Genomic DNA, 19,362 nt, shown 5'->3' with positions numbered 1-19,362 from the left:
ATTTATTCTCCTTTTTTCTCAATTGGTGCAAACTGTGCCAGTAATCTCTTTGGTCCTTCTTTTTGGAATATAATATCTAATTCAACTGAACCGTTCTTATCATTTACTGCACTAACCATTCCTTCGCCCCATGATTTGTGCGTTACTTTATCTCCTACATTCCAAGTAGTATTAGAATTTTGATTATTATTAACTCTTCTCGCAAAACCACGTTTAGGCGCTGCTGTTTGTTTAGATTTAAATGAAGTTTTTGGTTTAACGCCGTCTAATAAATCTTCTGGGATTTCTTTTAAGAATCTAGATTTCATATTAGCTTGAGATCTACCAAATAAACTTCTAGTCGTTGCATGAGACACATGTAATTGTTCTTCAGCACGTGTAATAGCTACATATGCTATGCGTCGTTCTTCCTCCATTTCATGTTCTTCTCCAGATTGTAAACTTCTGAAGTGAGGGAAAATACTTTCTTCCATACCCACTATAAACACTATTTTAAACTCTAAACCTTTGGCTGAGTGCATTGTCATTAAAGTAACACCCGCTTCTAAATCAGCGTCATCTACGTCTGCAACTAATGATAAGTCTGTTAAGAAATTCATTAAAGATTGTTCTTCAACTGGTGTGTTCTTTTCATAGTCTCTAGGTACTGATAAGAATTCATCGATGTTCTCTAGTCTACTTTGAGATTCTAAAGTTTGTTCATTTTCAAGCATTTTTCTATAACCAGATTTATCTAAAATTTGTTCAACTAATTCTGTTATAGATAAAAATTCTTGCTGCTGCATAAAGTTATTCATCATCTCATAAAAATCTGCACCTTCTTGAGTGACTTTTTTAGATAAACCAATAAAGTCTACTTCTCCTAATGCATCAAAATAACTTAAATTATTTATAGAAGCATATTGTGCAATTTTTTGAACAGAAGAAGGACCAATGCCTCGTTTTGGTATGTTTATAATACGCTCAAAACTAATATCATCATTACTATTTGAAACTAAACGTAAATAACTTAAAATATCTTTAATTTCTTTACGGTCATAGAACTTTGTGCCGCCTACCATAGTATAAGGAATGTTGGATTTTAAAAATGTTTCTTCAAGCACACGGGATTGTGCGTTTGTTCGATATAAAATCGCGATATCTTGATTATTATACCCTTCTTGCTTTTTCTTTAATATTTGACGAATAACATATTCTGCTTCGTCACGTTCAGTTGTCGCTTCATAATACTGAATTTTTCCACCTGAAGTATTGTCAGTCCATAAAGCTTTCGGTTTTCTCTCTGAGTTGTTTCTGATGACTTCGTTGGCTGCAGTTAAAATAGTTTTAGTTGAACGGTAATTTCGTTCTAAATAAATAGTTTGTGCGTTTGGATAATCCTCTTCAAAAGATAAAATATTTTTAATATCAGCACCACGCCAACCATATATAGATTGGTCAGAGTCACCTACCACACATATATTTTGAAACTTATTTGCTAATAATTGTACAAGTGTATATTGCGCTTTGTTTGTATCTTGATATTCGTCTACATGAATATATTGGAATTTATTTTGGTAATATTCCAATACTTCTGGTACGCGATTAAATAACTGAATCGTATACATAATTAAATCATCAAAATCTAAAGCATGATTTCTTAATAATTTTTCTTGATAGCCTTTATATACTCGTGCGACCATTGAAGCATAAAAATCATTCGCTTCTTTTTCTGCATCTTCAGCTGTCTTTAATTCGTTTTTTAAATTAGAAATAGCACCAATAAACATTCTTGGTTCATATTTTTTACTATCTATATTTTCTTTTTTTAATACTTCTTTTATAACTGACTTTTGGTCAGTTGGATCAATAATTGTGAAATTTCTTTCGATTCCAATTCGATCAATGTCACGTCTTAAGATTCTTACACACATTGAATGGAATGTTGATATCCAAATACTTTCAGCCTCAGGACCAACGAGATGACTGATTCTTTCTTTCATTTCTTTAGCTGCTTTATTTGTAAACGTTATAGCCAATACGTTATATGGCGATACATCTTTTTCATCAAGTAAATATGCTATTCTATGCGTCAACACTCTAGTCTTACCACTACCAGCACCTGCCATGATTAATAATGGGCCTTGAGTCGTTTTGACTGCTTGTTTTTGTTCGTCATTCATTCTATCTAACAATGCGTTCATAAAAACCTTCCTTTATTGTTTTACTTTTACAGTTTGTAAAGCTTTTTTTAAATTATCATATATGATGTTACCAACTACTATTGTATCTGCGTACTCTGCCATTTCTTGAGCACTATTCAAATCATTGATACCGCCACCGTAGAAAAGTTGTGCTTGCTCTAAATGTTCTTTAATAGCTTTTACTTCTTCTACGTTGCCATACTTACCACTATATTCTAAATAAAAAATTGGTAAATGATATAATTTATCGACCATACGTGCATAACTTATTAAATCCTCAACATCCAATTGAGTATTAGCTTTAGTTAACTTTGCTACCTTACTTTCTTCATTCATAACAACGTAACCTTCTAAAAATATTTCATCGAAATCCATCATGTATCCATATTCTTTCACCGCTTCATGTAAAATACCGTTATGATATTTAACTTCATCACTGTTTAAGACACTTGGAACAAAGTAGAAATCGAACCCTGGTACAACACTTTCAATATTCGAAATTTCTAATGCACAAGGTAAAGGATAACGTCTAACACGACTCATCAAATTCAGTATATTGTCTTCTGTCACGTTATCTGTACCACCAATTATGATGGCATCTGTTCCTGATTCACAAACTTTCATTAAATCATCGTCTGTTATGGATTTAGCAGGATCTAATTTAAACACATGTCGCCACAATTTAATATCGTACATACTCAATCTCCTTTAATTATCATAAGATTAATTATAGCATTTTTGTGATTGAATTCCGAAATGAAATAGACGATTTCAAACAAAAAAGAAGCGAATAATACGCTCCTCATAATCGTAAAAATTCGCTTATTGTTTTTAGCATTTAATAAAATTAATATCCATAATCAAAATACTCTTCTAATGTTACATTTTTTTGATGAATCTTCTGTGCTAAATCTTTTCCAACATATCTTAAGTGCCATGGTTCATATTGATATCCGGTAATATCTTCTTTACCTTCTAAATATCTAATAATAAACCCATATTCATGTGCATGTTTTTCCATCCATTTACCTTCATCAGTATCACCGAAAGAAGATCTAAAATCATCTGTAGCTGTATCAGAACCTACGTCAAAAGCGAGACCTGTTTGATGTTCTGAGTTACCAGGTGTTGCGCTATACTGGTTTGCAGCTTCTTCTCCATCTCTTGCTACATAATCTTTATATAACTGTTCTTGGCTCTCATAAGAACGATAACCACTTCTAAACACTAAATCTAAATCTTGATTTCTTGCATCTTGAATTAATTTGTTCAATCGATTTCTTGCAGTAGCATTTTCACCAGGCGCATAATCTTTAGGTAAATCAATTTTTTTATTTACAAAAACATGACCGTCAACATAAGTTACACCATTTTTCTTAGTAACTTTATGTTTATCTTTTTCATCTTGTTTTTCATTTTCTTTTTGCTTGTTGTTTTCATTTTGTTTCGATTCATTGTTAGACTTATTCTCTTCTGACTGATTATCTTCTGTATTTTGCTGTATACCACATGCACTTAATAAAAGTGTAGCAACAGCAAGTGCTGTAAATAACTTCTTCATTATAAACGCTCCCTAATTAACCTAGTTTAATAATTATATAGCTTTTCATATAATTTATCAAAATTAAATATAATGAATAAGGCTGAGACATAATTAAATGTCTCAGCCTGTATTTTGAGTGAGAGATATGTATCTCAGACTCTATTATCTATTTTTCGAATTCTATGTTCATTCTTTCTAAAATCATCGTGTAAGCATCATTGCCCCATTGCAAAGAACGTTTAACACGTGAAATAGTAGCTGTCGATGCACCTGATTCTTTTTCAATATGTGCATATGTGTTGCCTTGTTTAATCATCTTAGCAACTTGAAGTCGTTGAGATAATGATTGTATTTCATTAACTGTACATAAGTCATCAAAAAATTGATAACATTCTTCTCTAGTTTCGAGCGTTAAAATAGCATCAAATAGTTCGTTTAGTGCTTGACCTCGTAATTTTTCAATTTGCAAAAAATCAACCCCTGTTTAATAAGTTCATTAATTGCATTTTAATGCATTACTCTATTAAAGTACAGCATAAACTATTTTATTCGATTCCAGCTCTCTTGAATATTGTATCTACTTGGTTTAAATGATGATTTTCATCGAAGCATTCATCTAATTCTTTAGCGTCCAATAATTCAGTAATTCTACTGTCTTGTTCAACTAATGTTCTAAATGGTGTTTGAGTTTCCCAAGATTCCATCGCTTTTGGTTGAACGATATCATAAGCTTCTTCTCTAACCATACCTTTATTGATTAATGTTAGCATAACACGTTGAGAGTATATAAGGCCAAATGTTTTGTCTATATTCTTTTTCATATTTTCAGGATATACTGTTAATCTATCTATAATATTTGTAAATCTATTTAAAGCGTAATCTAAAGCTATTGTTACATCTGGTAACATAATACGCTCTGCTGAAGAATGTGAAATATCTCTTTCATGCCATAAAGGAACGTTTTCATAAGCGGTAGTGATATAACCACGAATAACTCGTGCTAAACCAGTAACGTTTTCAGATCCAATTGGATTACGTTTATGAGGCATAGCTGATGATCCTTTTTGTCCTTTTGCAAATGCTTCTTCAACTTCTCTTGTTTCAGTTTTTTGTAATCCACGAACTTCAACAGCGAATTTTTCTATAGAAGTTGCGATTAAGCCTAATGTCGCAATGTAGTAAGCGTGTCGATCACGTTGTAATGTTTGAGTTGAAACCGGTGCACAATCTAACCCAAGTTCTTTACATACATGTTCTTCGATTTCAGGCGGGATGTTAGCGAATGTACCAACAGCTCCACTCATTTTACCAACTTCAATTTCTTCACGTACACGTTTAAATCTTTCTAAGTTACGTTTCATTTCCGTATACCATAATGCCATTTTGATACCAAATGTAGTTGGTTCTGCATGTACACCATGTGTTCTACCCATCATTAAAGTTGTTTTATGTTCAATAGCTTTATTTTTTAAAACTTCTAAAAATCTTTCTAAATCTTTTTCAATGATTTCATTTGCCTGTTTAACAACATAACTTAATGCCGTATCTACTACGTCAGTTGAAGTTAAACCGTAATGTACCCACTTACGTTCTTCTCCTAATGTTTCTGAAACTTGTCGTGTAAATGCTACAACATCATGTCTTGTTTCTTGTTCGATCTCTTTTGCACGGTCTACATCGACTTTAGCATTTTCTCTAATTAACTTTACATCTTCTTCTGGAATATGTCCGAGCTTGCTCCATGCTTCACAAGCAAGTATTTCTACTTCTAACCAAGCCTCAAAACGATTTTGTTCAGACCAAATATTAGTCATTTCTTCTCTAGAATAACGTTCAATCATTGATAAATTCTCCTATCATATATTAGTCACTTACAGTATAACAAACATCACACAATACGTACATTATTTATAAAAATATAAATATAGTTCGTGAATTAGTGTAAGAAATATATTTTTAAATACATTATACATTGTAACAGTGCTTATCAAAATTAAAAGCTAAATACGATAAAAACATAAAAAACTCCTATCAAAGTTTTACTTTTTAAGTATCTACTTTGATAGGAGTATAATGCTCAATTTAAACCTAAGTTTTAATTAATCTTTTATTTTTTTACCGACAAATTGGATTTCTTGTTTTAGCACTTCATATTCGCCCTCTTTATTTTCTATAAATACAGGTTTTTCGAATCTTTTTACAGGTGTGTATCCTTGTTCTCTCATACGTTTAAGGCACATTTCGATTGTTTCATTGTCTTCTACTTTAAACTTCATCTGTATCATACGCCTTTAATTTTTTACTTCGTACACCTTTAACCCAGAAGCCACCATGAATATTTTTAGGTTCGTATGCTATTACGAAAGCCTTTGAATCTAACTGTTTAATTGTGTCCATCAGTTTTAATTCAAATCTTCTTGGTGTTAATATTTGCATTACTAATCGATCGCCGTCTCTTCCTTTGGCAACGTAATGCGTTACACCATATCCTAAATCTCTTAACTTTCTCGGTAAATCTGTTTCATATTCTGCAGTTGTAACGTTAACTACAATATATCCTAAAGCTATTTTTTCTTCAATCTTCATACCAACAATAATACCCGCTGCAAATCCTAACGCATAAGCTAAAATGTTTTGAATTTGATCTAAACTATTAATTACTAAACCTAATCCAATAACATAAACAACTACCTCTAGTACACTTACTGCAGCAGCTACATATCGATATCCCTTTAATGTCAAAATGGTTCTCATAGTTAAGCATGATACATAAATAATATTAATAATAAATATTGATAGTACCATCAACCATGGATTATCTAATATAGCTGACATTTAAACCCTCCATTTTTCAAAATACTGGAATCATTTTATCAACGTAATTAACAAAAGTCACGCTTTATTTTGGCCAAGTGTATCTAGTATAAGGCATTTCTCTTTTATGAGCGTTTCTTACATAATGATTTTGAATGATTTCTTGATCTTTTTCATCAATTTTCTTACCTTCTAAGAAATCATCTATCGCATCGTATGTTACACCGAGTGCTACTTCGTCTGGTAAAGCTGGTTTGTCTTCTTCTAAATCAGCAGTTGGTATTTTATTAATAAGATGATCTGGTCCACCTAAATATTTTAAAATTGCTTTACCTTGCCTTTTGTTTAAACCAAATAATGGAGCTACATCACACGCACCATCGCCAAATTTAGTAAAGAAACCTGTAATGTTTTCAGCCCCGTGGTCAGTACCTAATACTAAACCACTGTTTGCAGATGCAATTGAATACTGTACTTTCATACGTTCTCTTGCTTTTTCATTTCCTTTTTGGAAATCCGTCAATTCAACGCCCGCTTCATTTAAGCTTTTAATGCTTGCTGTCACTGCAGGTTTAATATTAACTGTTACACGTTTCGTCGGGTTAATAAAATCTAACGCATCTTGCGTATCTTGTTCATCAAATTGTTCACCGTATGGTAGTCTTACAGCTATAAATTCGTACTCAGCGCCTTCTTCTTCATTTAATTCATCTACTGTAATTTGTGCAATTTTCCCAAGCAATGTAGAATCTTGTCCACCAGAAATACCTAAAACAAGTGATTTAATAAAGCTATGCGCTTTTATATATGACTTTAAAAAGTTTTTAATTTCTATAAATTCTTGTTCTGGATCTATCGTCGGTTTTACGTTCATTTCTTTAATTATGATTGATTGTAAATCTCTCATCATTCATCCACTTCCTTTATAGCGTCTGCTACTCTTTCAGCAACTTCAAAGATTTTCTTATTCTTATTATCCCAACAAGTTTTACTTAAGTCCACTGGATACTCTTCAGGGTTCAAGTAACGCTTATTTTCTTCCCATAATATTTCTAGATTATTGAATGCAAATTCCTTAATTTCTTCAATTTCAGGTAATTTATAGACTAGTTCTCCATCTTTAAAAATATCATGGTGTAAATCGATTGCTTTAAAGTTTTTAATATATTTCATTTTATAAGTATGAACTGGATGGAACATTTTTAATTTTTCTTCTTTATTTGGATCTTCTTCTTCTAAAGTAATATAGTCACCTTCAGATTTATTTGTTTTCGTATTTATAATTCTATAAACATTTTTCTTACCAGGAGTTGTAACTTTTTCAGCATTATTTGAAATTTTAATTCTGTCTGATAATTCACCATTCTCATCTTCAATAGCTACTAATTTATAAACAGCACCAAGAGCTGGTTGATCATAAGCTGTGATTAATTTTGTGCCAACACCCCAAGCAGTTACTTTTGCACCTTGCGCTTTCAAGCTTGTAATTGTTTCTTCATCTAAATCGTTAGACGCAAATATTTTAGCATCTTCAAAACCAGCTTCGTCTAACATTCTTCTTGCTTCTTTAGATAAATAAGCGATGTCTCCAGAATCTAAACGAATTCCAATAAAGTTTATTTTATCGCCTAGTTCTTTAGCCACTTTAATAGCATTTGGTACACCCGATTTTAGTGTATGGAATGTATCTACTAAGAAAACGCAATTTTTATGTCTTTGAGCGTATTTCTTAAATGCTACATATTCATCATCATATGTTTGTACCATTGAGTGGGCATGTGTTCCAGAAATAGGAATACCAAATAATTTACCAGCTCTCACATTACTAGTTGAATCAAAACCACCAATAACAGCAGCTCTAGCTCCCCAAATTGCAGCATCCATCTCTTGTGCGCGTCTTGTGCCAAACTCCATAACGATTTCATCATGCACTACTTGCTTAATCCTACTTGCTTTAGTAGCAATTAAAGTTTGGAAATTCACTATATTTAATAAGGCTGTTTCGATTAATTGCGCTTGTATTAAAGGTGCCTCCACTCTAATTAATGGTTCATTATTAAAACAAAGCTCTCCTTCTCTCATTGCACGAATGTTACCAGTAAAACGTAATTCTTTTAAATAAGCTAAATAATCATCTTTATAGCCTACTTCTCTTAAGTATTCAATATCAGTTTCTGTAAATTTAAGATTCTCAATAAATTGAACTATTCTTTCTAAACCACTAAAAATAGCATAACCACTATTAAAAGGCATACTTCTAAAGTATAAATCAAATACTGCTGTACGTTCGTGAATGCCATCGCCCCAATAAGTCTCTCCCATATTTATTTGATATAAATCCGTGTGTAACATTAAACTATCGTCTTCATATATATACATTGTTAGATACTCCTCAGATTATGTAATTTTATATTATTTTATCATACTTTTGATAATTAATTTTAGAATTTGAAATTATTTTAATTTCTTCATATAAAGTGATTTATCTCTGTGATAAAATACTAAAGATGTCAAATAAATACGTGGGGGGCTACGAAATGAAAAATTCATCATTTAAAAAATTATTTATTATACTCTCAATCATTGTTGCTGTTTCTGGTTTCTCACAAGGGATGCTTTTACCATTAATATCAGTCATATTTGAAAGAAGCGGTGTCTCTAGTTCTTTAAATGGATTACATGCAACATCTTTATATATTGGTGTATTTCTATCTTCATTCTTTATTGAAGGTCTTGTACGTCGCAGTGGATTTAAATATATGATTTTAATAGGTGGCGCTATAGTCGCATTATCCTTACTCTTATTCCCTGTTTTAAAAACCTTATCCATTTGGTTTATTTTAAGACTTTTAATAGGTATTGGCGATAATATGTTACATTTCAGTACACAAACATGGTTAACTCATATCACACCTAAAGAAAAATTAGGTAGAACCATTTCTGTATATGGTTTTAGTTTTTCTGCTGGGTTTATGCTCGGACCTCTACTGGCTAAACTCGTAGATGTTTCAGAAACATTACCATTTATCTTATCTGCAATTCTATCCATTATTACAATTTCTTTAGTCTTATTAATACACAATGAATTTCCGTCATCTAATGTTCGTCCTATTAGCATGATTAATACATTGAAAAACTTCGGTGATGTAATCAAAACTTCTTGGATTGCATTTATGTTTCCATTATTATACGGGTTATTTGAAGCTGGTTTACACAGTAACTTCCCAGTATACGGTTTAAGAAATGGTTTAGATGTAACAAGTATCACATTAATATTACCTGCATTTAGCCTTGGAGCAATATTATTCCAAGTACCAATTGGTATGTTCAGTGATTTGCATGGACGTAAAAAAGTATTAACAGGGTTAACCTTAATAGGCAGTGTTATATTCCTATTGGGCGACTTCTTACCAACGACACCATTTATTATGATGGCTCTATTCCTTACAGCCGGATTATTCACTGGATCATTTTATGGTTTAGGTGTCAGCTTTATGACAGACTTAACACCACGACACAACTTACCTGCCGGGAATTTAATGATTGCTATGTCGTTTAGTGTTGGTAGTATTATCGGACCGATGCTAGGTGGCGCAATTATTGAAATATCAAATGGTACTGTCTTCTTTACAATGGTTGCTTCATTTATATTTATCGTGTTCATTTTATTACTATTTCATAAAACACCAACTGAAACAGCACAATCATAAAATTTCTATATTAGAGTCCGGGACATAAAAATTGACCCGGACTATTTTTTTAATTGTTTAAACTATACAAATTTTCAGAACTTTCAATTGATAAGTTAAATTAACCGTGTTATAGTATTCTCTATAAATTAAAAAACACTTTAGTTTGGTAGAGAGTAAAAGCGAGGTTAATAATATGGATTATGTACGTTATAAAGAAGATGTTATTTCAAACAAAGAGAAAGAATTAGCTTTTTTAAACTATTTTAATGAAAGAAATTTCGAAGTAATCGATATGAGTTTTATTGAAAAACTCCAATGGAAACAACTAACACAAGATGATTTAGATAGTTTAGATACACGCAGTATTTGGAAAAATGGTGATTCATTCTATAGTTTAAGAAATGATTGGACAGATCAAATACAACATTATAGCCGTGAATATCAACTGAAAGCATCCCGTGTTACTTATGCAGGACCTATCGCAGTGAATGAACATATTCACACAAACCTAGGTATCGAAATTTTTAACCCGACTAGACAAGACATGCTTCAATGTTATCAATATATCTACGATTTTATTCATACTAAACTAGATTTAAATATTGATTTTGCTGTAATCGGTCATTATCAATTATTCGATTTATTGCTTTCTTCAGAAGAACATACAGATGAATTGTATCAGGCAATAAGCGAACGTAACATTTCGAAAATATCAAAATTATTAACACAAGAACATCCTGTTGTAAAACTTTTAAAAACACCAACACATAAACAATTAGAATTTCTAACAACTTTTGCTGATGTTAATCACCCTACTTATCAGTCTCTACAATTTTGGAAAAAGGCACTTAAAGAATCTGGTGTTCAACACGTACATTTAGATATTACAACAATGCCTCCAAAATCTTATTACGTGGGAAGTTTTATTCAACTTTATCAAAACGAAAATGGAAATCCAATCGCTTCAGGCGGTCATTATAATGGCACTTTAGAAGGATTTGGCTTTGGTATCCAATTAAATTAGGAGGTTCTTATGTTAACAGTTGCATTAAGTAAAGGTCGTTTATTAAAAGACTTCATAAAATTTATTGATTCAAACGGAAACAGTAAATGGGTAGAAGCATTAAATAATAGAGAGAGAAAATTACAAATTCAAAGTGAGGACGTTAGATTTATCTTAGTAAAAGGTCAAGATGTTTCAACGTACGTAGAACAAGGTATTGCAGATATTGGTATTACAGGTAGTGATATTTTAGATGAAAAAGAGAACTTAAATGTAAATAACTTGGTCGATTTACCGTTTGGATATTGTCATTTTGCTGTTGCAAGCAAACCAGAAGTAACGGAATATAAAAAAATTGCTACAACATACGTTAAAACAACAAAAGCATATTTTAAAGAAAAAGGACAAGATGTATCCATCATACCATTGTCCGGGTCTGTAGAATTAGCTGCAGTCGTTAATATGGTAGACGCTATAGTAGATATAGTCCAAACAGGTACCACCCTTAAATCTAACGGATTAGAAGAAAAGGAATCTATAGGAGATATTAATGCAAAATTAATAACCAATAAACATGCGTTCTTTAGTAAGTCCAAAAGCATAGAATCCTTTATTAAAGAGATTGGAGTGTCTATTAATGCTATCTAAAACTGAATTCAAACAAAAATTTGAACAAGATTGTATCACTGAAGCTAGCCATACTGAAAATGTAAAAAATATAATTAACGATGTTAAAGAAAATAAAGATAATGCATTATTTAAATATAATGAGAAATTCGACAATGTTAAACTAGAAAATTTAGAAGTTTCTAAACATGAAATAGAAAATAGCATTAATTTAATTTCTGAAGAATTAAAACAGGCATTAATGAATAGTCACGAGAACATTAAAACATTTCAACAGAAAATCAAACATGAAAATGTCACAACTGGTCAAACATACCAACTTTATCATCCTATTGAAAAAGTCGGCATTTATGTACCCGGTGGAAAAGCAAGTTACCCTTCTACTGTATTGATGACTGCAACATTAGCAAAAGTTGCAGATGTTAAAGAAATTACAGTCGTAACACCACCTCAAAAAGGTGGTATTAATCCAGCTATTCTTGCTGCATGTTATATTGCTGGCGTAAATCGCGTCTTCCAAGTTGGTGGTGCACAAAGTATAGCTGCTTTAGCTTACGGAACTGAAACAATTCCAAAAGTCGACAAAATAGTAGGTCCTGGTAATCAATTTGTATCTTTAAGTAAACAATTATTATATGGCGTCGTTGGTATTGATCAAATCGCAGGTCCTAGTGAAATAGCCATTATTGCGGACGATTATTCTAATGTAGATTACATCATTCAAGACATCTTAGCTCAAGCAGAACATGACGAGAAAGCAAGAACTTTTCTTATATCAACAGACAAATCATTTTTAACTAAAGTAAGCCAAAATTTACAAAAAGCGATTGATGCTTCTCCAAGAAAAGAGATTATAGAAAAAAGTATTTCTGACTATCACTACCCTATTCATACAGTTGACACAAACGAAACTATTGATATCGTTAACTATATAGCTCCAGAACATTTATCCATTCAAACAACTGATCCTAGTATATATATAGGCAAAGTTAAATATGTTGGTGCGATGTTCTTAGGTCAATATTCACCGGAAGCTATCGGAGATTATTCTGCTGGGCCAAGTCACGTATTGCCTACGGACCAAACAGCAAGATTCTCAAATGGTTTAACAGTAAATGACTTTTTAACTAGCCATTCTGTTATACATTTAGATGAATATGCTTTTCAAAAAATTGCACCTAGTGCGATTAAAATTGCTGATGAGGAAGGCTTATATCAACATAAAAAATCTCTAGAAATCAGATTAAATAACAACAAGGAGTACTGATATATGATAAGGATTAATAAAAATGAAAGCCCCATACCTGCTATGGAGTCAGAAAAATTAAAAGAAATTATTGCTTCATCAGAATTTAATTTCTATCCAGATGAAGAGTATGATGCATTTCTTGAATCTTATGCTAACTTTTATGGATTATCTCTTAATCAGATTTCTGCAGCTAATGGTTCCGATGAGTGGATTCAAAAATGTATGATTGCTCTACCTGAAGGTCCTGTTCTAACTTTAAATCCAGATTTCTTTATGTATACTGCGTACGCTCAACAAATTAAACGACCTATTTATTATGTTGATGCAGAACCTGATTTCACGTTTTCTTTATATAAAATCTTAAATGAAATTAGACGCATTAAACCAGCATTTTTCATAATGAGTGTCCCTCACAATCCTTCAGGCATACAGTATCCTGAACAATTTTTAAACGAGATTTCTCAACTTATGAAAGAAATCGGAGGATATTTTGTAATTGACGAAGCATATTTGGATTTTGGTGATGCATATGTAATTGACTTAGAGGACCATGTCATTCAAATGAGAACTTTGAGTAAAGCTTTTGCATTAGCAGGCTTAAGAGTAGGAATTGTCATTTCTACTGAAAAGACCATCCAAAAATTAAATGGTATTGCTCATCCATATCCTTTAAATACACTTACTTTACAAATCGCTAAGTCTTTATTTGATGATACAGATCGGGTTCAATCGTTAATAAACAGACAGAGAAATTTAAGCATACAATTGCGCGATATATTTGAAGAACATGTGAGTGATATCATCCATGTTATACCTTCTAAGACAAACTTTGTATTAACGTATGGTGACTTAGCAAATGATTTAGGAGAATACATTTACAGTAACGGATTCTTCCCTAGATTTTATGATGACAATAGAATGTCGCATACTGTACGTTATTCTATCGCTACTGAACACCAATTGAATGAATTAGAACAAATTGTAATTGACTGGAGGAAATCATATGACTTATCGCAAGAAAAGAACAACTAAAGAAACTAATATTGATATCGAATTATCTTTTGAAAATACCGAAACAAATATTAATACCGGTGTAGGTTTTTTAGACCATATGTTAACTTTGTTTAGCTTCCACAGTGGTATCTCATTAAACATAGAAGTAGATGGAGATACTTACGTAGATGACCACCATACTGTTGAAGACATCGGTATAGTTATCGGACAATTATTACTTGAAGCTATTAAAGATAAGCAGTCATTTGCAAGATATGGTTCATTCTATATCCCGATGGATGAAACATTAGCGCGTGCTGTAACTGATATTAGTGGTCGTCCTTATTTATCTTTTAATGCTGAATTCTCAAGAGAAAAAGTTGGTACATTTGATACTGAACTTGTTGAAGAATTTTTTAGAGGGCTTGTCATTAATGCTCGTCTTACGACCCACATTGATTTATTAAGAGGAGGAAATACACACCACGAAATAGAAGGTATCTTTAAAGCATTTGCTAGAAGTCTTAAGATTTCTTTAAGTGCAAATGATTATGAAGGTATCCCTTCTTCTAAAGGTGTGATCGAATGATTGCGATAATTGATTATGGTTTAGGTAACATTAAAAATATAGAACGCGCATTGCTAAATTTAGGTTACGATGCTGTACTAACATCAGATGAAGAAATGATTAAATCAAGTACTCACGTTATATTACCAGGCGTCGGGCATTTTAAAGACGCGATGTTGCAACTTCAAAAAAGTGGACTTGATCGTGTAATTCACGACATTAAAGATAGTCATCGTATTATAGGTATTTGCTTAGGTATGCAAGTGTTATTTGAATTTAGTGAAGAAGGTTCAACTAAAGGACTAGGATTACTAGAAGGCAAAGTTGTTCCTATTAGCAGTCCCTACCCTGTTCCACATTTAGGTTGGAACACTTTACAGAGTACTCATCCATTACTAAATAAAGATGTTTACTTTATTCATTCTTACCATGTAACAACTGATTTACCTATTGTAGCGACAGCCGATTATGGTCAATCTATAACAGCGATTGTTCAAAAAGAAAATATTATCGGTATACAATTTCACCCAGAAAAAAGCGGTGATTTTGGACTAAAAATACTAGACAAAGCTTTGAAGGAAGGTTTTTTACATGATTGAAATTTGGCCAGCAATTGACTTAATTGATTCAACAAATGTAAGACTTACAGAAGGAAAATATGACTCTAAAGAATCTATGAATAGAACAGCTGAAGAAGCAATTAAATTTTACTCACAATTCAAAAGCGTGTCTAGAATTCACGTAATAGATTTAATTGGTGCAAAAAATCAACAACCTACTGAATCAGACTACATAGAACAACTCGTACATTTAACAGATTTACCTATAGAAGTTGGCGGTGGCATTCGAACACTTGAAACGATAGACGCCTATTTCGATAAAGGGATTGAATACATTATTGTAGGTACTAAAGGTATAAGCGATATAAATTGGCTATCTGAAATTGCGCATAGATATCCTGGCAAAATTTACTTATCTGTTGATGCTTATGTTGAAGAAATTAAATTAAATGGATGGATTGACGATGCCGGTATCAATTTATTTGAATTTATTACGCAAATTGATGGCTTACCACTAGGTGGCATTATTTATACAGACATTTCTAAAGACGGTAAATTATCAGGCCCTAACTTTGAACTCACTGGGCGTCTCGTAACCTCGACTAATATACCAATTATTGCTTCTGGTGGTATTCGTAGCAAACAAGACATTGAACAACTAGAAAGATTAAATGTTCACGCAGCGATTGTCGGAAAAGCAGCAAATACAGATTCATTTTGGGAGGGCATTTCATGATAAAGAAAAGAATAATCCCATGCTTAGACGTAAAAGATGGGCGTGTCGTTAAAGGCGTTCAATTTAAAGGTTTAAGAGATATCGGTAATCCTATTGAGTTAGCTGAATACTATAATAACGAAGCTGCAGATGAACTTGTCTTTTTAGATATTTCTAAAACTGAAAATGGACATCAAATGATGTTAGATATTATTTCTGAAACTGCATCTAAGTTATTCATTCCTTTAACAATCGGTGGCGGTATAAGTACTATAGATGATATATCATCACTACTTAACCATGGCGCTGATAAAATTTCACTAAATTCTAGCGCTCTTAACAATCCATCTTTTATTAAAGAAGCAAGTGAAAAATTTGGAAAGCAATGCATTTGTATAGCTATTGATGCTAAATGGGAAGATGATAAACAAGATTGGTATTGTTATACACATGGTGGAAAGAAAAGAACTGATAAACGTGTGTTAGATTGGGTTGAAGAAGTTGAATCTTTAGGTGCAGGTGAACTATTAGTCACAAGTATGGATTATGATGGTGTTAAACAAGGTTTTGACCATACTTTGCTTAGCGAGATTAAGAAACATGTTTCTATACCTATCATCGCTTCAGGTGGTGGCGGAAACAGTCAACACTTTGTAGATTTATTCAAACAAACTGATGTATCGGCTGGTTTAGCAGCAAGTATTTTTCATGATAAAGAAACGACAGTTCAAGCTGTTAAATCTCATTTAGCAAAAGAAGGAGTTGACGTGAGATGAATAACCTTTCCCCAGATTTTTCTAAAGGATTACTACCAGCTATATTGCAACATTATAAAACAGGACAAGTGTTGATGCTTGGCTATATGAATGAGGAAGCTTTTAATTTAACAGTTCAAGATAAAGTTTGTTGGTTTTATTCAAGAAGTAAAGAACGCCTTTGGAAAAAAGGTGAATCATCAAATCATATTCAACATGTGATAGACATAAATTTAGACTGTGATGATGATACACTTTTAATTCAAGTTAACCCAGATGGTCCGACGTGCCACACAGGTTCGCAAAGTTGCTTTAATACCGATGAGCCTTTTTCTATAGAATCTTTAGAAGAAACTATTCAAGAAAGTGTTCAATCAAACCGTTCTCAATCTTATACACAATATTTATTAAATGAAGGTATTGAAAAAATCACTAAAAAGTTTGGCGAAGAATCATTTGAAGTTGTCATTGCTTCAATGAAACAAGATAATGAAGAACTTAAAAATGAGGTGGCCGATGTATTGTATCACCTATTTGTCTTACTTCGTGATAGAGGCGTATCAATAGAAGAAGTAAAAGAAGTACTATCTGAACGTCATAAAAAATCAGGAAATTTTAAAGGTGAACGAAACGATATAAAAAATTGGTAAATTGTCATAAATCAAATATTGTTAAAAATATGCAGTCGCTTATACTAGAACATAGAGGTGTTAATATGTTACAGGAAAAAGCGACTGCTTTTATTAAATCTATGCATCAAGAATTAAATATCGATAACGAAGAAACAAAGAAAAGAATCCAACAAATAATCAATGAAATAAATAAAACAAACACTTATAAACATACAACAGATGAGTTAATATACGGTGCTAAAGTTGCGTGGAGAAACTCTAATAGATGTATTGGAAGACTGTTTTGGGATAAATTAAATGTTAGAGACATGCGCTTTATTGATAATGAAATAGATTTTGTCCACTCTATAGAAAATCATATTGAAATAGCTACCAACAACGGAAAAATCAGACCATTAATTAGTATTTATTCAAATGACTTTGAAATTAAAAATGAACAACTCATTAGATATGCAGGTTACGAAAATAAGGGTGATCCAAAATCAAAAAATATTACTCAATTAGCTGAACATTTAAATTGGAAAAGTGATCACACTGATTTTGATTTATTACCTTTAATATATCGTTATAAACAACAACCATTAAATTATCATATTTATAAAGACAATCTCATAAAAGAAATACTTATTAAACATGATGAGTATCCCCTTTTAGAGCAACTCGGCTTAAAATGGTACGCTGTTCCAATCATTTCAAATATGGATTTAGAAATCGGTGGCCTTTATTATCACACCGCTCCTTTTAACGGTTGGTATATGGAGACGGAAATTGGCGTACGTAATTTTACTGATGAATATCGTTACGACAAGCTAAAAGATATTGCTAATGCATTAAACCTTGATACTACTAAGACCACAAGTTATTGGAGAGATAGAGCATTAGTTGAATTTAATTATGCTGTTTACCATTCATTTAAAGAAGCTGGTGTATCAATAGTTGACCATTACACAGCATCAAAACAGTTCAAGAAATTTGAAGAAAATGAAGAAAATAAAAATCGTAAAGTTACTGGGAAATGGAGCTGGCTTGCCCCACCATTGTCACCATCTCTTGTACATAATTATCATAAAGGATATGATAATGAAACAAGAAGTCCAAATTTTTTATATAAAAAGAAAGGCAATAAATGTCCATTTCATTAGAAAGGAAGAATTTTATGAAATTATACTATCTAGGTCCTACCGGGACATTCTCACATATGGCAGCATTAAATTATAAAAATGAAAATATTACTGATTACATACCACAATCTAACTTATATGAAGTTGTAAAAGCAATTGAATCAGATAAAGATAGTATAGCTATTGCCCCTATTGAAAATTCAATAGAAGGTACAATTAATATTATTGCTGATACACTAACAGAACAAAAAGTTCATGTTATCGATGAACTACATTTAGACATAGCTTTTTCACTATACGTTAAAGAAGGTACAAATTTAGAAGATATTAAAGAAGTTGTATCAATTGCCCCTGCTATTAATCAAACGTCAAAATTTATAACAAAACATCAATTTAAATATCGTTACTCAAACAGTACTGTGCAAAGTTTAGATGAAATAGATGAACACACTGGAGCAATTGCACCAATGGGGTTAGAAAAAGATCGCAATGATGTTATCGCATTAGCAACACATATTGAAGACTATCCACATAACACAACTAGATTTTTAGTGCTTTCCTCTGAACAAAAACGAGTTGAAAAAGCGACAGATAGCATCTTACTTATAACACCTGATGAAGACAAACCAGGCTTATTAGCAAGCATTTTAAATACATTCGCTTTATTTAACATTAACTTATCATGGATTGAATCACGTCCTTTAAAAACAAAATTAGGCATGTATCACTTCTTCGTGCAAGCTGATTGTAGCGCTGATGACGTAGAAATGAAGAAAGTAATTACAATATTAAAAACATTAGATTTCAAAGTTAACGTGTTAGGTAATTTTAATAAAGATATATAGATTTTACATATAGAATTAAATGATATAAAAAAGTGCTCACAACCTTGGGATTGTGAGCACTT

General features: G+C 31.9%; 21 protein-coding genes. 12 read left to right on the top strand and 9 right to left on the bottom strand.

Translation table 11 applies throughout. The features are described 5' to 3' along the window. Positions 1-2: 2 nt before the first annotated feature. The 9 genes from pcrA to LQ615_RS09280 all read right to left on the bottom strand — a co-directional run bounded on the left by pcrA (position 3) and on the right by LQ615_RS09280 (position 8,919). The gene (pcrA, locus tag LQ615_RS09320; RefSeq protein ID WP_194200023.1) at positions 3-2,183 is read right to left on the bottom strand and encodes a DNA helicase PcrA; all 2,181 of its coding nucleotides are present in this window, start codon (positions 2,181-2,183) and stop codon (positions 3-5) included. Positions 2,184-2,195: 12 nt separating this feature from the next. Then, positions 2,196-2,879 (bottom strand): heptaprenylglyceryl phosphate synthase, encoded by a 684-nt coding sequence (pcrB, locus tag LQ615_RS09315; RefSeq protein ID WP_016999060.1) that lies wholly within the window; start codon positions 2,877-2,879, stop codon positions 2,196-2,198. Positions 2,880-3,030: 151 nt separating this feature from the next. Further along, positions 3,031-3,744 carry a M15 family metallopeptidase gene (locus LQ615_RS09310; protein ID WP_239704066.1) on the bottom strand — a complete coding sequence of 238 codons (714 nt, stop codon included), beginning with the start codon at positions 3,742-3,744 and terminating at the stop codon, positions 3,031-3,033. Positions 3,745-3,892: 148 nt separating this feature from the next. After that, positions 3,893-4,195: a YerC/YecD family TrpR-related protein gene (locus tag LQ615_RS09305; RefSeq protein ID WP_016999062.1), complete on the bottom strand. Its 303-nt coding sequence runs from the start codon at positions 4,193-4,195 to the stop codon at positions 3,893-3,895. 76 nt (positions 4,196-4,271) lie between these two features. Next, positions 4,272-5,567 (bottom strand): adenylosuccinate lyase, encoded by a 1,296-nt coding sequence (purB, locus tag LQ615_RS09300; RefSeq protein ID WP_016999063.1) that lies wholly within the window; start codon positions 5,565-5,567, stop codon positions 4,272-4,274. A gap of 258 nt (positions 5,568-5,825) precedes the next feature. Then, positions 5,826-6,002, bottom strand: coding sequence for an NETI motif-containing protein (locus tag LQ615_RS09295; protein ID WP_064498971.1), 177 nt, complete (start codon positions 6,000-6,002; stop codon positions 5,826-5,828). Next, on the bottom strand, positions 5,992-6,561 hold the full coding sequence (locus LQ615_RS09290; RefSeq protein ID WP_016999065.1) for a DUF2179 domain-containing protein: 570 nt from the start codon (positions 6,559-6,561) through the stop codon (positions 5,992-5,994). Before LQ615_RS09290 ends, LQ615_RS09295 begins: the two co-directional genes overlap by 11 nt. Before the next feature lie 64 nt (positions 6,562-6,625). Further along, positions 6,626-7,447 (bottom strand): ammonia-dependent NAD(+) synthetase, encoded by an 822-nt coding sequence (gene nadE, locus LQ615_RS09285; RefSeq protein ID WP_026023611.1) that lies wholly within the window; start codon positions 7,445-7,447, stop codon positions 6,626-6,628. Further along, positions 7,447-8,919, bottom strand: coding sequence for a nicotinate phosphoribosyltransferase (locus LQ615_RS09280; protein ID WP_064204888.1), 1,473 nt, complete (start codon positions 8,917-8,919; stop codon positions 7,447-7,449). The genes nadE and LQ615_RS09280 overlap by 1 nt, the downstream gene beginning before the upstream one ends. A 158-nt stretch (positions 8,920-9,077) precedes the next feature. Between LQ615_RS09280 and LQ615_RS09275 the strand changes: the two genes are divergently transcribed. The 12 genes from LQ615_RS09275 to LQ615_RS09220 all read left to right on the top strand — a co-directional run bounded on the left by LQ615_RS09275 (position 9,078) and on the right by LQ615_RS09220 (position 19,300). Continuing rightward, positions 9,078-10,250: an MFS transporter gene (locus LQ615_RS09275; protein ID WP_064204887.1), complete on the top strand. Its 1,173-nt coding sequence runs from the start codon at positions 9,078-9,080 to the stop codon at positions 10,248-10,250. A 175-nt stretch (positions 10,251-10,425) separates the two neighbouring features. Continuing rightward, positions 10,426-11,256, top strand: a complete 831-nt coding sequence (locus tag LQ615_RS09270; RefSeq protein ID WP_016999069.1) for an ATP phosphoribosyltransferase regulatory subunit — start codon at positions 10,426-10,428, stop codon at positions 11,254-11,256. A gap of 9 nt (positions 11,257-11,265) precedes the next feature. After that, on the top strand, positions 11,266-11,883 hold the full coding sequence (hisG, locus tag LQ615_RS09265; protein ID WP_064211552.1) for an ATP phosphoribosyltransferase: 618 nt from the start codon (positions 11,266-11,268) through the stop codon (positions 11,881-11,883). Continuing rightward, positions 11,873-13,129, top strand: a complete 1,257-nt coding sequence (gene hisD / locus LQ615_RS09260; RefSeq protein WP_239704068.1) for a histidinol dehydrogenase — start codon at positions 11,873-11,875, stop codon at positions 13,127-13,129. The genes hisG and hisD overlap by 11 nt, the downstream gene beginning before the upstream one ends. Positions 13,130-13,132: 3 nt before the next feature. Further along, a complete protein-coding gene (locus LQ615_RS09255) occupies positions 13,133-14,143 on the top strand; it encodes a pyridoxal phosphate-dependent aminotransferase (protein ID WP_239704069.1) in 1,011 nt (336 codons plus the stop codon). Further along, positions 14,115-14,693: an imidazoleglycerol-phosphate dehydratase HisB gene (gene hisB, locus LQ615_RS09250; protein ID WP_016999073.1), complete on the top strand. Its 579-nt coding sequence runs from the start codon at positions 14,115-14,117 to the stop codon at positions 14,691-14,693. Before LQ615_RS09255 ends, hisB begins: the two co-directional genes overlap by 29 nt. Further along, on the top strand, positions 14,690-15,271 hold the full coding sequence (gene hisH, locus LQ615_RS09245) for an imidazole glycerol phosphate synthase subunit HisH (protein ID WP_239704070.1): 582 nt from the start codon (positions 14,690-14,692) through the stop codon (positions 15,269-15,271). Before hisB ends, hisH begins: the two co-directional genes overlap by 4 nt. Beyond that, on the top strand, positions 15,264-15,968 hold the full coding sequence (gene hisA / locus LQ615_RS09240; RefSeq protein ID WP_016999075.1) for a 1-(5-phosphoribosyl)-5-((5-phosphoribosylamino)methylideneamino)imidazole-4-carboxamide isomerase: 705 nt from the start codon (positions 15,264-15,266) through the stop codon (positions 15,966-15,968). The genes hisH and hisA overlap by 8 nt, the downstream gene beginning before the upstream one ends. Then, a complete protein-coding gene (gene hisF / locus LQ615_RS09235; RefSeq protein WP_239704071.1) occupies positions 15,965-16,723 on the top strand; it encodes an imidazole glycerol phosphate synthase subunit HisF in 759 nt (252 codons plus the stop codon). The genes hisA and hisF overlap by 4 nt, the downstream gene beginning before the upstream one ends. Next, the gene (gene hisIE, locus LQ615_RS09230) at positions 16,720-17,352 is read left to right on the top strand and encodes a bifunctional phosphoribosyl-AMP cyclohydrolase/phosphoribosyl-ATP diphosphatase HisIE (RefSeq protein ID WP_239704072.1); all 633 of its coding nucleotides are present in this window, start codon (positions 16,720-16,722) and stop codon (positions 17,350-17,352) included. The genes hisF and hisIE overlap by 4 nt, the downstream gene beginning before the upstream one ends. Before the next feature lie 65 nt (positions 17,353-17,417). Next, on the top strand, positions 17,418-18,476 hold the full coding sequence (locus LQ615_RS09225; protein WP_239704073.1) for a nitric oxide synthase oxygenase: 1,059 nt from the start codon (positions 17,418-17,420) through the stop codon (positions 18,474-18,476). Between the two features lie 14 nt (positions 18,477-18,490). Beyond that, positions 18,491-19,300: a prephenate dehydratase gene (locus tag LQ615_RS09220; protein WP_016999079.1), complete on the top strand. Its 810-nt coding sequence runs from the start codon at positions 18,491-18,493 to the stop codon at positions 19,298-19,300. Positions 19,301-19,362 lie beyond the last annotated feature (62 nt).

Origin of the sequence: Mammaliicoccus sp. C-M13, assembly GCF_022386845.1 — a bacterium.
Lineage (GTDB): Bacteria > Bacillota > Bacilli > Staphylococcales > Staphylococcaceae > Mammaliicoccus > Mammaliicoccus lentus.
The sequence above is the reverse complement of the archived record's forward strand: the minus strand, read 5'-3'. Positions and strand labels throughout refer to the sequence as shown.